This window comes from Actinoplanes sp. NPDC026619, from assembly GCF_040638295.1.
Classification (GTDB): domain Bacteria; phylum Actinomycetota; class Actinomycetes; order Mycobacteriales; family Micromonosporaceae; genus Actinoplanes.
The window spans coordinates 25,191-37,952 of the sequence record NZ_JBEZYA010000006.1 but is presented as its reverse complement, the minus strand read 5'-3'; the positions used below and the strand labels follow the sequence as shown (position 1 = coordinate 37,952).

The following is a 12,762-nucleotide window of genomic DNA, read 5'->3' as shown; positions in this document are numbered from 1 at the left end:
CCTCAGGCAGCGCGGCCCGTCACAAAATCAAACGAATCAGTAGCGGTAGTGCTCGGGCTTGTACGGACCGTTGACGTCCACGCCCAGGTATTCGGCCTGCTTCTTGGTGAGGGTGGTCAGCTTGACGCCGAGCGCGTCGAGGTGCAGCCGGGCCACCTTCTCGTCGAGGTGCTTCGGCAGCACGTAGACCTGCTTGTCGTACTCGCCCGGCTTGGTCCACAGCTCGATCTGAGCGATGACCTGGTTGGAGAACGAGTTCGACATGACGAAGCTGGGGTGGCCGGTGGCGTTGCCCAGGTTCATCAGCCGGCCCTCGGAGAGCACGATCACCGAGTGGCCGTCCGGGAACCGCCACTCGTGGACCTGCGGCTTGATCTCGACCTTCTCGACGCCGGCGACCTTGGCCAGGCCGGCCATGTCGATCTCGTCGTCGAAGTGACCGACGTTGCCGACGATCGCGTTGTGCTTCATGCCGGCCAGGTCGTCGGCGGTGATGATGTCGGTGCCGCCGGTGGTGGTGATGAAGATGTCCGCCTGGGCGAGCACGTCCTCGAGCGGGGCGACCTGCATGCCGTCCATCGCGGCCTGCAGCGCGCAGATCGGGTCGATCTCGGTGACCACGACGCGGGCGCCCTGGCCACGCAGCGTCTCCGCCGCGCCCTTGCCGACGTCGCCGTAACCGCAGACCACGGCCAGCTTGCCGCCGAGCATCACGTCGGTCGCGCGGTTGAGGCCGTCGACCAGCGAGTGCCGGATGCCGTACTTGTTGTCGAACTTGCTCTTGGTGACCGAGTCGTTCACGTTGATGGCCGGGAAGAGCAGGGTGCCCTCCTTGGCCAGCTTGTAGAGCCGGGCCACACCGGTGGTGGTCTCCTCGGTGACGCCGCGGATCTCGGCGGCGATCCGGGTGAACCGCTGCGGGTCGTCGGCCAGCGAGGCACGCAGCGTCTCGAGGATGATCGTGTACTCGTGGCTGTCGGCCTCGGTGGCCTGCGGGACCGCGCCGGCCGCCTCGAACTCGACGCCCTTGTGCACGAGCAGGGTGGCGTCGCCGCCGTCGTCGAGGATCATGTTGGGCCCGGCGCCGTCACCGAAGTCGAACAGGCGCATGGTGGCCCACCAGTACTCGTCCAGGGACTCGCCCTTCCAGGCGAAGACCGGGACGCCGGTGGGCGCTTCGACGGTGCCGCTGCCGACGACGGTCGCGGCCGCCGCCTCGTCCTGCGTCGAGAAGATGTTGCAGGACACCCAGCGAACCTGGGCGCCGAGCTCGACCAGCGTCTCGATCAGCACGGCGGTCTGCACCGTCATGTGCAGCGAACCGGCGATGCGCGCGCCACGCAGCGGCTGCGACTCGCGGAACTCCTCGCGGAGCGACATCAGACCGGGCATCTCGTGCTCGGCCAGGCGCAGCTGATGGCGGCCGGCCTCGGCCAGCGTGAGATCGGCCACGGCGAACTCGAGACCGTTCACAACCTGCAGTTTGTCGGACATGAAGAGGGGCTCCCTCCCTCTAGGGAGGCGCCCTTGCGTCAGCAAGCCTGCGGCCGAGCGTGGCGGACCCCACACCTTGAGCGGATCCGTTGCAGCGCCTCTCGACCGGGCCTTTACAGGGTAACCCGAGCCTGCGATTCTTAGCCGCCCCCCATGTGATTCGACGGCAGGTAGGGACGTGTCAGAGCCGCTACCTCGGGTTTTCCGGCCCAGGACCATTCGCGTACAACTCACTCTCGCCATCACGGCGGTCGTCGCCCTCGTGGTCGCGCTCGCCGGTCTGGCAGTCGTGCTGTACGCCGATCATCGCGACCGTGACTCGGTGGACGCCGCCCTTGCGACGCGAGTGGCACAGGTCCGCACGGCCGCGACGAAGTCCGGCACGCTGCCCACCGACGGCTCCTTCGCCGTCCGCCTTCTCGACGGCACCACGGTGCGGGCCGAGGTCGGCGCGACGACGAAGTTCTCGATCCCGGTCAAGGACGGCTATTCCACCGTTACCGCCGCGGACGGATCGCATTGGCGCTCATGGGCCGAAAAGGTCAAGACCGGCGCGCAGTTGCAGGTGTTGATCAACCTCCAGGACGTGGAGGAGAACCATTCCGGAAATGTTGTGATGATTGATCTCATTGTGGTTCTTGCCGCGCTTGTCGCCGCAGCCGGCACCTGGTTCGTCGGTGGCCTCGTGATGAAGCCGCTGGTCAAGCTGGCCGAGGGTGCGCAGGCGATCACGCCCGACGCCCCCGAGCAGCGACTGCCGGTGGTGACCAGCCCACCCGAGGTTGCCGATCTCGGGACGGCTCTCAACGAGGCGCTTGACCGGATGAACATCCCCGATCGCGAGCAGCTCGCCCAGGAAGCGGCCCAGGAGGCGACCGAGCACTTCGCGAAGGTGGCCGCGGACAACCTGCGCGAGCCGCTGTCCGAGCTCGGGGAAAACCTCGACCAGCTGCTCGACAATCCGGAGATGACGTCCATCCAGCGCCATCTCGTCCTCGCCGCGATCCAGACCGAGTACCGCCGGATCACCGAGATGGTGGACGAGCTTCAGGCCCGTACCAAAGCCTGAAATTTCTTTGCCGCCGTTGTCCGGATCCCGGCCGGCCGTTCGTCACCCTGGTGAAAACCGATCCCAGGGAGACAACGATGAAGTACATGATGTTCGTCTGCACCGACACCGAGCCGGAGACCGATGAGTCGGCCGCTCCGGACATCGAGGTGTGGGTCGCCGAGAACGACGCGAACGGGCGCCGGGTCACCGGGAACCAGCTGGTCCCACCGTCGTCCGCGACCACGGTCCGGGTCCGCGGCGGCGAGGTGCTGCTCACCGACGGCCCGTTCGCCGAGACGAAGGAGGTCATCGTGGGCTTCGACATCCTCGAGTGCGCCGACCTCGACGAGGCGATCGCCGTCGCCGCCGCGCATCCGATGGCCTACGGCGGCCGGCTCGAGATCCGCCCCTACCAGGAGTTCTAAGCATCATGTGGGACTCCTACGGGCGGATCGTCGCCACTCTGATCCGAGTGACCGGCGACTGGAGTCTCGCCGAGGACTGCGCCCAGGAGGCGATGGTGGCCGCGCTGGAACGGTGGCCCCGCGACGGCGTTCCCGACAATCCGGGCGGCTGGCTGATGACGGTCGCCCGGAACCGGGCCGTCGACGTGCTCCGGCGCGCCACGGTCGAGCAGAAGAAACTCCAGGAGGTGGCGATGCGCTGGCCACCAGGCCTGCCGGAGGAGATCGAGGACGACCGGCTGCGGCTGATCTTCACCTGCTGCCACCCCGCGCTCGCCCCCGAGGCCCGGGTCGCGCTCACCCTGCGGACCGTCGCGGGCGTGCCGACCGCGGACATCGCCCGCCTGTTCCTGGTCACCGAGACGGCCATGACCCGCCGGATCACCCGGGCCAAGTCGAAGATCGCCGACGCGCGCATTCCGTACCGGGTGCCGTCCGGGCCGGCCCTGCAAGAGCGTCTGCCGGGGGTCCTGGCCGTCCTCTACCTGCTCTTCACCCGGGGGTACGACGCGGACGGCGAGCCCGCGTTCGCGGACGAGGCGATCCGTCTCGCGCGCCTGCTGGTGACGCTGATGCCGGCCGAGCCGGAGGTCCCGTCACTGCTGGCGCTGTTCCTGCTGCAGCACTCGCGGCGGCACGCCCGCCGTGACCAGCTCGGTGATCTGGTGACCCTGGACCGGCAGGATCGCTCCCGCTGGGATCTGGCCGCGATCGCCGAGGGCCTCGAGATCCTGGCGCGCACCCCGATCGAGGGCCCCTACGCCCTGCAGGCCCGGATCGCCGCCGGTCATGCCGGCGCTCGCAGCGACTGGCCGTCGATCGCCGGCTGGTACGACCAGTTGGCCCGGCTTCAGCCGACCCCGATCGTCGAGCTGAACCGGGCGGTGGCGCACGGTTACGCCTACGGCCCGCAGGCGGGCCTCGCCCTGCTGCCGGAGAGCCTCGCCGGGCATCCGGCCGCGATCGCCGTGGAGGCCGACCTGACCGTGAAGGCCGGCGACCCGCAGCGGGCCGCCGAGCTGTTCCGCGCGGCCGCCGCGGCCGCGGCGTCGGAGGTGGAACGCCGAGCGCTGCTGGCCCGGGCCGACGAGCTTTAGACCGCCGCCAGCTTCGAGTGGGACAGCGCGAGGGTCGACCAGCGGACCGCGTCCATGTACTGCCCGGCCAGGTCGAACGTGCCGAACTCGCCCTTCTCGTACGAGTCGACCGCCCGCAGCACCCGGCCCAGTCGCCCGGAGCCGTCGGTCAGGGCGGCCACGATCGCCGGGGCGAGCGGGAACTGCTCGATCATCGAGATCGGGTCGATCTGCAGCAGCTGGGCGACCCCGCTGATCACGCCGGCCATGAACGCGCCGTCCGAGGAGGCGCCGAACCAGGTCGAGATGTTCTCGCAGAGCCGGGCCCGGGTGAGCACACCGAGCATGTGCTCCTCGCTGGTGGTGCCGGCGTCGTCGAGCACCATCAGCAGCGCCCACTGCCGGATGCTCGGCAGGCCCACCATGACCACGGCCTGGCGCACCGAGGAAACCCGGTTCTGGTGCCCGGCCGCGACCGAGTTGCTGGCCCGCAGCACGCGCAGGGACAGCGGCGGGTCGCTGGCGATGATGCTGACGATCTTCTGCACGTCCGGCTCCTCGGCGCTGAGCGCGCCGACCAGCTCGAGGCGGCGCAGCCGGGACGGTGACAGGCTGGCGACCGTGAGCACCTGGGGATGGCTGAGCGCGTACCCCTGGCGCAGTTCCATGCCGTAGCGCTCGGCGATGGCCAGCTGTTCCTCGGTCTCGAGGCGCTCGGCGACGATCTTGATGTTCGGGTACTGGCGGCAGGCGGCGACCACCTCGTCGAGGCGGGACAGATCGCCGTCGAGCAGGTCGAGCTTCACGTAGGAGGCGAGGCTGAACAGCACCTCGTGCCCGGAGCCCCAGACGAAGTCGTCGAGCGCGATGCGGTAGCCGGCCTCGGCGAGCGCGGTGACCCCGGCGACCACCTCGTCGTCCATCCGCACGGTCTCCAGGACCTCGAGGACGACCTGTTCCGGGCCGAAGGGCAGGGCGATCTCGCCGATCAGGAACTCGCGAGTGAGGTTGATGAAGCAGAGCCGATCGCCGGCGACCTCACGGATGCCGAACTCGGTGAACGCGTTCACCATCACCGTGCTGGTGGCGAACGTGTCCTGACGCCCCGCCGCGACGGCGTCGACGCTGCCACGGAACAGCAGCTCGTAGGCGATCACGTCACCCTGGACGTCAAAGATCGGCTGACGTCCCACGTGCACCAGCTGGGTGACGTCTGCGGCTGCCGATGGTTTCACACCGCTTGCTATCGGTCGGCAACCCGAAGATCTGACGAGAACGCGCGCTCTCGCAAGAAAACGATGCTGCTGTGCAACGGGCGAGCAATCTCGCGAAAAACATCGACAACATCTTGTGTACTGCGTCACAGCGGTCCTATCGTCACCTCACCTCCACGCGTCCGTCCCGCTTGGAGGCTCGCTCCCTCGAGAAAGAGCCCGTCCATGACCCTGGCGAGATATACGGCCGCCGTGCTGGCGGCCGGGCTGAGCCTTGCGGTCGGCGCTGCCGGTACCGCGTACGCCTCGGAAAAACCGCAACCGAAGGTCACCCGCGCCGCCCTCGACCCGGCGCTCGTCGCCGGGCGCGGCGCGAGCGTCGCATTCCAGGAGCAGGAGGCCGAGAACGCGGCGACCAACGGCACGGTCATCGGCCCCGACCGCACCGCCTACACCCTGCCCGCCGAGGCCTCCGGCCGCACCGCGGTCAAGCTCGCCCCCGGCCAGTGGGTCGAGTTCACCCTGCCCAAGGCGGCCAACGCGATCAACGTCCGCTACAGCATCCCGGACGCCCCCACCGGCGGCGGGATCACCGCGCCGCTGTCGGTCAAGGTCCGCAACACCACCCGCACCATGTCGCTGACCTCGCAATACTCATATCTTTACAACCAATATTCGTTCAGCAACGACCCCACCGCGGACCTTCTGCACCCGGACTGGTGGATCACCGAGTGCGCCTGCGTGCCCGCCGCGACGACGCCGGCGCCGACGATCACGAAGCCGTTCCGGCCCAGCCACTTCTATGACGAGCAGCGGCTCCTGCTCGGCACGACCTACCAGGCAGGGGAGAAGGTCCGGCTGACCGCGTCGGTCGGCGCCGCCTGGACCGTGATCGACCTGCTCGACTCCGAGTTGGTCGGGCCTCCTCGCGTGTCCGTTTTGTCGGCTAACGTGCTGCTCTTCGGGGCCGACCCCACCGGACGGAAAGACTCGGCGCCGGCCTTCGACAAGGCGATCGCGTTCGCGCGCAAGACGCACCTGCCGGTCTATGTCCCGCCGGGCACCTTCCAGGTCAACCGGCACCTCATCGTCGACGACGTGACGATTCTCGGTGCTGGCAGTTGGTACACGATCATCAAGGGTCACGAGATCGCGCTGTCCACGCCCGCGCCGGACAAATCGACCCATCTGGGCGTCGGTTTCTATGGGGAGAATTCGCGGAACGTGCATTTGTCAGGATTTGCGATCGAGGGTGACGTCCGCGAGCGGATCGACACCGACCAGGTCAACGGGGTCGGCGGCGCGATGAGCGACTCGACGATCGACGGCCTCTACATCCACCACACCAAGGTTGGCCTGTGGTTCGACGGTCCGATGTCGAACGTCAAGGTCACCAACAATGTGATCGCCGACCAGATCGCCGACGGCCTCAACTTCCACACCGGTGTCACGAAGTCGCTCGTCAAGAACAACTTCCTGCGCAACACCGGTGACGACGCCCTGGCCATGTGGTCGGAGGGCACCGCGGACGCGAACAACACGTTCGACCACAACACCGTGCAGACGCCGGTGCTGGCCAACGGCATTGCGATCTACGGCGGCACCGACAACACGGTCTCCGGCAACCTGATCGCCGACCCGATCCGGGAGGGCAGCGCGCTGCACGCCGGCTCCCGCTTCGGCGCGGTGCCGTTCACCGGCTCGCTGAAGTTCACCGACAACACCACCGTGCGGGCCGGCACCTACGAGCTGAACTGGAAGATCGGGCTCGGCGCGATCTGGATCTACGCGCTGGACCGGAGCATCGACGCGGACATCCAGGTGGTCGGCGACAACTTCCTGGACAGCACGTACAACGCGGTCATGCTGGTCTCCGACTGGCCGGTCAAGGACCTCTACTCGATCACCAACACCCACTTCAAGAACATCAAGATCGACGGCACCGGTACGAGTGTGCTCAGCGCCCGCGTTGCCGGGTCGGCCACGTTCGAGAACGTCGACGCCCGCAACGTCGGGGCGGTCGGCATCAACAACTGCGGCTCGTTCAACTTCACCCCGGCCGGCTCCGAGTTCTCGGTGACCGACCTGGGCGGCAACGACGGCGGCTGGCTCGCACCGTGGCTGCTTCCCAACACGATCACCTGTGACGACCGTCCCCCGGTCGTCGCGCCTCCGGCCCCCGCCACCTGGTAAATCATCGAAAGCGGCCCCGCTCGTTGAATTCGGGCGGGGCCGCTTCGTATTGGTAGCCTGGGCCGCCTAAGTCGGGACCTCGGAGGATGTTCGTGAGCCAAACACTGCTGGTGACCGGTGGCGCCGGATTTGTCGGAGCCAACCTGATCAGGGCGCTGCTCATCGACTTTCCCCAGGCGGCGGTCGTCTCGCTGGACAACTACTTCACCGGCGTCCCGGAAAATCACGTCAACGACCCCCGGGTGACGTATATCGACGGCTCGACCGTCGACCTCGCCAAGATCTGGGCCGAGCGCGGCCTCCCCAGCCCCGAGATCGTCTTCCACCTCGGCGAATACTCGCGGATCGTGCAGTCGTTCGACGACCACGATCTGACCTGGGACTTCAACATGCTCGGCACCAAGGAGGTGGTGAAGTTCGCCTCCGCCAACGGGTCGAAGCTGATCTACGCCGGCTCCTCGTCGAAGTTCGGCAACGACGGGCAGGACGAGAACCTGAACCCGTACGCGTGGACCAAGGCCAAGAACATCGAGTACATCCGCAACTACTCGTCGTGGTACGGCCTGGACTACGCGATCACCTACTTCTACAACGTTTACGGGCCCGGTCAGATCACCAGCGGCCGCTACGCCACCGTGATCGGCATCTTCGAGGACCACTACCTCCGCGGCGAGGCTTTGCCGGTGGTGTCGCCCGGCACCCAGACCCGCGACTTCACCCACGTCGACGACATCGTCCGCGGCATCGTCCTGGTCGCCCAGAAGGGCAGCGGCGACGGCTATCTCCTCGGCGCCGGCCACGAATGGCCGGTCATCGAGGTCGCCAAGCTGTTCGGGGTCGACTACGAGCTGAAGCCGGCGCTGCGCGGCGAGCGGGTGCGCGGCCAGGCCGACATCACCCGGGCCGCCGAGCTCGGCTGGCAACCGTCGGTCCGACTCGACTCCTACATTGCCCGCTTCATCGCCACCCACCAGCCGGGAGAGCTGAATCACTGAGCGTCGCGACCTGGCCCTCGACCAGGTTGACTGGCGCGAGTGCGCCGATCGCTGACCGTCCTGCTCGCCCTGGCCTGCGGTCTCACCGTGGCCAACCTGTACTACTCGCAGCCCCTGCTCGACCTCATCGCCGATGCCTTCGGGGTCAGCCAGGGCGCGGCGACCGTCGTGGTCACGCTCACCCAGATCGGGTACGCGCTGGGCCTGCTCTTCCTGCTCCCGCTCGGTGACCTGGTCGAGAACCGGAAACTGACCACCCGGCTGCTCATCGGGACGGCGGCCGCGCTGCTGTTGGCGGCGGTCTCCCCGGCGTACTCAATCTTCCTGGTCGTCTCGGTCTTGATCGGGGTGACCTCGGTGGTCGCGCAGATCCTGGTGCCGCTCGCCGCGCATCTCGCGCCGGAGGAACAGCGCGGCGCCCTGGTCGGCAAGGTGATGGGCGGGCTGCTGCTCGGGATCCTGCTGGCCCGGACGGTGTCGAGTTTCGTCGCGGAGCTGTTCGGGTGGCGGGCGATCTATTTCGTCTCGGCCGCTTTCATGATCCTGCTGGCTCTCGCGCTGCGCCGGATGCTCCCCAACTTCGTACCGTCACACACCACCGGCTACCGCGCGTTGATGCGCACCGTCGGGGAACTGGTCCGCACCGAGCCGGCGCTGCGCCGGCGCGCCCTCTGCCAGGGGCTGCTTTTCGGTGCATTCAGCGCTTTCTGGACGGCGATCGCCTACGAGCTGATCGGCGAGCACGGCTTCGGACAGGCCCAGATCGCGATCTTCGCGCTGGTCGGGGCGGGCGGCGCGACGGCCGCGCCGCTGGCCGGCAAGCTGGCCGACCGGGGGTACGGCGTAATCGGCAGTGGCGGGGCGCTCCTGCTGGCCGCCCTGATGGCCGTGCTGGCCGCGGTCGGGCACGGGTCGATCGTGGTGCTGGCGCTGGCCGGCTTCCTGCTCGACTTCGCGGTGCAGGCCCACCAGGTGATGAGCCAGCACGAGATCTACGCGTTGCGGTCCGACGCTCGTGCCCGGATCAACACCGTCTTCATGACCACCGTCTTCACCTGCGGCGCCCTGTCGTCGGCCGCCACCGGCCTGCTGCACCACCGGTTCGGCTGGACCGGAGCGTGCGTGCTCGCCGCCGCGCTCGCCCTGACCGGCCTGATCGCGTGGGCTGTTGGCAGGCGCAGTTAATTATGGGGCGATGCAACCCCGCCGGAACGCCAATCGTCATCCGGGTGTGAGACGAGACAGAACCGAGCGAGATGAGCAGTTCCACGAATTCGTGGTCAGCCGGCGGCCTCACCTTCTGCACACGGCGAACCTGCTGACCGCGGGGGACACGCACCTGGCCGAGGACCTCGTCCAGGCGACACTCACCAAGCTCTACGTCGCCTGGCCGTCCTTCCAGCGTGCCGACAACCCCGAGGGTTATTTGCGCCGGGTGCTGGTCAACGCGCTGATCGACGAACGGCGGCGGATCTGGCGGCGGCGGGAGCAGACTATGGCCGAGCTCCCGGACGTCGTCGCCACACCAGCGGACGGCTCCGTCGGCTCCGTTGGTGAAGCCGTCAAGCTCGCGCTGCGCGAACTGCCGCCACGAATGCGCGCGGCGGTCGTGTTCCGCTACTTCTACGACCTCGACGTGGCAGCGACGGCGGACGCGCTCAGCTGCTCGGAAGGCAACGTCAAGAGTCAGACCTCGCGGGGCCTGGACCGTCTCCGTGCCGCACTGCACATCGCCCAGCCAGCCTTTCTGCGACAGGGAGCCACCCCATGAACGACCTGCGTGACCACTTCCGCGAGATCGCCGGTCCGATCTCCACCACGACCGAGACCCAGGTCGAGGCCGACCTGACCCGTGGACGCCGCGCGCTGCGCCGCCGCCGCGCCGTGCAGACCCTCACCGGCTCCGCCTTCGGCGCCGCCGCGCTGGCCGCCGCGATCGCGGTCGCCACCAGCGGCAGCACCCCGGCCGGCACCAACACCGCCACCGCGCCCGGCGACCAGATCGTCGCGGGCGCGGCCTCGGTCAAACTGGTCGCGTACAAGGGCGAGCAGCCCGAGGGCTTTACCGTCGACAAAGTGCCGGACGGCTGGTTCATCCAGTCCAGCGACCTCAGCTCCCTGGTGCTCGCTCCCGAGAAGGCCAAGCACCTGGGCCCGAACGTCAACCCGTCGACCGAGCCGCTCGCCGACGGCAGCTCGTTCGTCGGCAAGATCGCCATCATGCTCGAGTCGAAGGACCAGCACGGCCCCTCGCGCGACGGTAAAAAGGTCAAGGTCGGCGACCAGGAAGGCGTACTGCTCAAGAGCCTCCAGGGCGAGACGCCGGACGGCCCCGCGCCGACCGCGCCGGGCGGGGACACCGGTTGGGAGCTGTGGCTGAAGCAGCCTTCTGGCGTCTACCTGATCGTCCAGGTCTGGCAGGGCCTGGGCCTGACCCAGGACCAGATCGTCGAACTGGGCGCCGGCATCCACGTCACCACGGACGCAATCCAGGGCGTCGGCTGACCACCCGCGGTTACGCTCGGGGTCTTCGGAACAGTGGAGGAACTGTCATGCCCTATGCGGTGGACTTCGGCGCCGTCTCGACCGTCGGCCTGGAGTCGTCGCCGGTCACGGTCGCGCTTGCCGGGTTGCGGGCGAACGAGGCCCGGTACTTCAAAAACAAGTACGACCACACCTTCACGGTAGAGCCGGCGAACGAGGCCCAGGCGACCATCGACTGGGTGAGCCGCATCCTCGAGGAAGAACGCGGCATCGTCATCGCGTCTCCACCGCTCGAGGCAACCGCGTTCCAGGTCGAGAACATTCGGATGGCCTACGTTTTCTACGAGAGCGGCCTGTCGATCAACGTGATGTACACGATTGATGACGGCGGGAAACGGGCGGTCGGGTTCAAGCTTTCCGACGGGATGGAGATCCCGGAGGAGCTCAGCGCGTTCAAATTCGCCCGCCAGAAGTCGAAGCTGGCCGGCACGATCCGCGGCTCCTACTTCGTCATCAAGAAGGAATATTGACGCCGTGACCGATCGCATCGAGCGCTGAGCCGCTCGATGCGATCGGCCTGGGTCAGTCTTGGCCGCCGGCCGGCTCGACCACCTTGACGACCTGCAGCGGGAGCACGTAGGCGCCGCGTTCCGGCCCGGAACCGACCACCGAGACGCAGATCAGATCGCCGTTGGTGACGTCCCCGGCGTACACATCGTCGTGCAGCATTTTGGCCGTGCTTGCGCTGACCAGGTTGCCGAACCGCTTCGCGTTGGTCGGAGCCTTGCCGGCCGGCAGCCCGGCGAGCTTCGCGAACGTCTGCACCAGCGCCGGGCTGGCCTGATGTGTGTAGATCCGGCGCACCCGATCGACATAACCCGGAAGAGCCGCATTGAGCGCGGCGTGGTTGAGCATCATGCCCTCGGTGTAATAGCGCTTCACGGCCGGTCCGTTCATGCCGTAGCAGGCCAGCTCGGCCGCCTTAGGCGTGCCGTACGGGTGCCGCGAGCCACCGCCGAAGTGGTGGATCAGCGGATCGGTGAATCCCGGCTCCTCGCCGAACGACTGCGAGTCCCGTGAGTAGAGCACCAGCCCTGGTGTCTCCTCCTGCCGGCTCAGCACCAGCGCCGCCGCGCCGTCCGAGAAGATCCCCGCCGACGCCCACAGGCTCTTGCCGAGCGGATGCGTGTCGTTGTGCAGGTAGATCGGGTTGACGCCGCCCTCGAGGTCACCGGTGATCCGGGACGGCGCGTTGTAGGTGACGATCAGCGCATTGCGCGAGTTGAGACGAGCGGCGAGCGCGGCCGCGCGGGCGAGGCCCGCACAGCCCGCGCCGATCTGGATCGGCACGACGTCGTCCGGCAACTGCAATTCCCGGGCCATCCGGAAGGCATCCTGATCAAGCATGATTTCGTACGGCGAACAGGTCACCACGATCATCGTGTCGATGTCCCGCGGCTCGAGGTCGGCGGAGAGCAACGCCTCCCGGCCCACCTCGGCGATCCGCCCGAGGTCGGCGAACGTGTGCGGATCCCAGCTCTTGCCCGCGATGCCGAGCACGCGTTCGACGAGCTCACCGCTCATCAGCCCACCCGCACGGGCCGGGATCTTGGCGGCGGTGGCCCACTCATCGATGGTGATTACCCGTCCGATGAGGGTGGCCAGCCCCGTGATGGCGTACGGCAAAGAAAGTGCACTGTCGACAGTCATCACTCCGGCTTTCGGTCGACATGTTTGACAGCTCAAAGCATGTTGATCACCAACCGGTCGATACACCAGGGAGATCCCTAG

At 67.8% G+C, this 12,762-nt stretch carries 12 protein-coding genes; 9 read left to right on the top strand and 3 right to left on the bottom strand.

Annotated features, from left to right (window positions below; translation table 11 throughout):
• Nucleotides 1-36 precede the first annotated feature (36 nt).
• Entirely contained in the window at nt 37-1,494 is a 1,458-nt protein-coding gene (gene ahcY, locus AB0E90_RS15140) for an adenosylhomocysteinase (RefSeq protein WP_360404514.1), read from the bottom strand.
• A 178-nt stretch (nt 1,495-1,672) separates the two neighbouring features.
• Between ahcY and AB0E90_RS15135 the strand changes: the two genes are divergently transcribed.
• From AB0E90_RS15135 to AB0E90_RS15125, 3 genes are all read left to right on the top strand, one after another.
• Entirely contained in the window at nt 1,673-2,563 is an 891-nt protein-coding gene (locus AB0E90_RS15135; protein ID WP_360404511.1) for a HAMP domain-containing protein, read from the top strand.
• Between the two features lie 77 nt (nt 2,564-2,640).
• The gene (locus tag AB0E90_RS15130) at nt 2,641-2,970 is read left to right on the top strand and encodes a YciI family protein (protein WP_360404508.1); all 330 of its coding nucleotides are present in this window, start codon (nt 2,641-2,643) and stop codon (nt 2,968-2,970) included.
• Between the two features lie 5 nt (nt 2,971-2,975).
• Nucleotides 2,976-4,106, top strand: coding sequence for a sigma-70 family RNA polymerase sigma factor (locus AB0E90_RS15125; RefSeq protein WP_360404504.1), 1,131 nt, complete (start codon nt 2,976-2,978; stop codon nt 4,104-4,106).
• Here the strand turns inward: AB0E90_RS15125 and AB0E90_RS15120 are convergent.
• Entirely contained in the window at nt 4,103-5,278 is a 1,176-nt protein-coding gene (locus AB0E90_RS15120) for an HDOD domain-containing protein (protein WP_360404501.1), read from the bottom strand. The genes AB0E90_RS15125 and AB0E90_RS15120 overlap by 4 nt on opposite strands.
• Nucleotides 5,279-5,524: 246 nt before the next feature.
• Between AB0E90_RS15120 and AB0E90_RS15115 the strand changes: the two genes are divergently transcribed.
• The 6 genes from AB0E90_RS15115 to AB0E90_RS15090 all read left to right on the top strand — a co-directional run bounded on the left by AB0E90_RS15115 (nt 5,525) and on the right by AB0E90_RS15090 (nt 11,501).
• Nucleotides 5,525-7,492, top strand: a complete 1,968-nt coding sequence (locus tag AB0E90_RS15115; protein ID WP_360404498.1) for a glycosyl hydrolase family 28-related protein — start codon at nt 5,525-5,527, stop codon at nt 7,490-7,492.
• A gap of 92 nt (nt 7,493-7,584) precedes the next feature.
• Nucleotides 7,585-8,487: an NAD-dependent epimerase/dehydratase family protein gene (locus tag AB0E90_RS15110; RefSeq protein WP_360404495.1), complete on the top strand. Its 903-nt coding sequence runs from the start codon at nt 7,585-7,587 to the stop codon at nt 8,485-8,487.
• 39 nt (nt 8,488-8,526) lie between these two features.
• Nucleotides 8,527-9,672 (top strand): MFS transporter, encoded by a 1,146-nt coding sequence (locus tag AB0E90_RS15105; protein WP_360404492.1) that lies wholly within the window; start codon nt 8,527-8,529, stop codon nt 9,670-9,672.
• Between the two features lie 46 nt (nt 9,673-9,718).
• Complete coding sequence (locus AB0E90_RS15100; RefSeq protein WP_360404489.1) at nt 9,719-10,258, top strand: SigE family RNA polymerase sigma factor; 540 nt, start codon at nt 9,719-9,721, stop codon at nt 10,256-10,258.
• The gene (locus tag AB0E90_RS15095) at nt 10,255-10,992 is read left to right on the top strand and encodes a hypothetical protein (RefSeq protein WP_360404486.1); all 738 of its coding nucleotides are present in this window, start codon (nt 10,255-10,257) and stop codon (nt 10,990-10,992) included. Before AB0E90_RS15100 ends, AB0E90_RS15095 begins: the two co-directional genes overlap by 4 nt.
• Before the next feature lie 47 nt (nt 10,993-11,039).
• Nucleotides 11,040-11,501, top strand: coding sequence for a phage tail protein (locus AB0E90_RS15090; protein ID WP_360404483.1), 462 nt, complete (start codon nt 11,040-11,042; stop codon nt 11,499-11,501).
• A gap of 52 nt (nt 11,502-11,553) precedes the next feature.
• Here the strand turns inward: AB0E90_RS15090 and AB0E90_RS15085 are convergent, their stop codons facing one another.
• Nucleotides 11,554-12,681: a 3-oxoacyl-[acyl-carrier-protein] synthase III C-terminal domain-containing protein gene (locus tag AB0E90_RS15085; RefSeq protein WP_360404480.1), complete on the bottom strand. Its 1,128-nt coding sequence runs from the start codon at nt 12,679-12,681 to the stop codon at nt 11,554-11,556.
• Nucleotides 12,682-12,762 lie beyond the last annotated feature (81 nt).

Bases quoted from the DNA above. Each gene is read 5' to 3' on its own strand.
- AB0E90_RS15130 (WP_360404508.1), top strand. From the start codon at position 2,641: ATGAAGTACATGATGTTCGTCTGCACCGACACCGAGCCGGAGACCGAT.
- AB0E90_RS15095 (WP_360404486.1), top strand. From the start codon at position 10,255: ATGAACGACCTGCGTGACCACTTCCGCGAGATCGCCGGTCCGATCTCC.
- AB0E90_RS15085 (WP_360404480.1), bottom strand. From the start codon at position 12,681: ATGACTGTCGACAGTGCACTTTCTTTGCCGTACGCCATCACGGGGCTG.
- AB0E90_RS15090 (WP_360404483.1), top strand. From the start codon at position 11,040: ATGCCCTATGCGGTGGACTTCGGCGCCGTCTCGACCGTCGGCCTGGAG.
- ahcY (WP_360404514.1), bottom strand. From the start codon at position 1,494: ATGTCCGACAAACTGCAGGTTGTGAACGGTCTCGAGTTCGCCGTGGCC.
- AB0E90_RS15125 (WP_360404504.1), top strand. From the start codon at position 2,976: ATGTGGGACTCCTACGGGCGGATCGTCGCCACTCTGATCCGAGTGACC.
- AB0E90_RS15115 (WP_360404498.1), top strand. From the start codon at position 5,525: ATGACCCTGGCGAGATATACGGCCGCCGTGCTGGCGGCCGGGCTGAGC.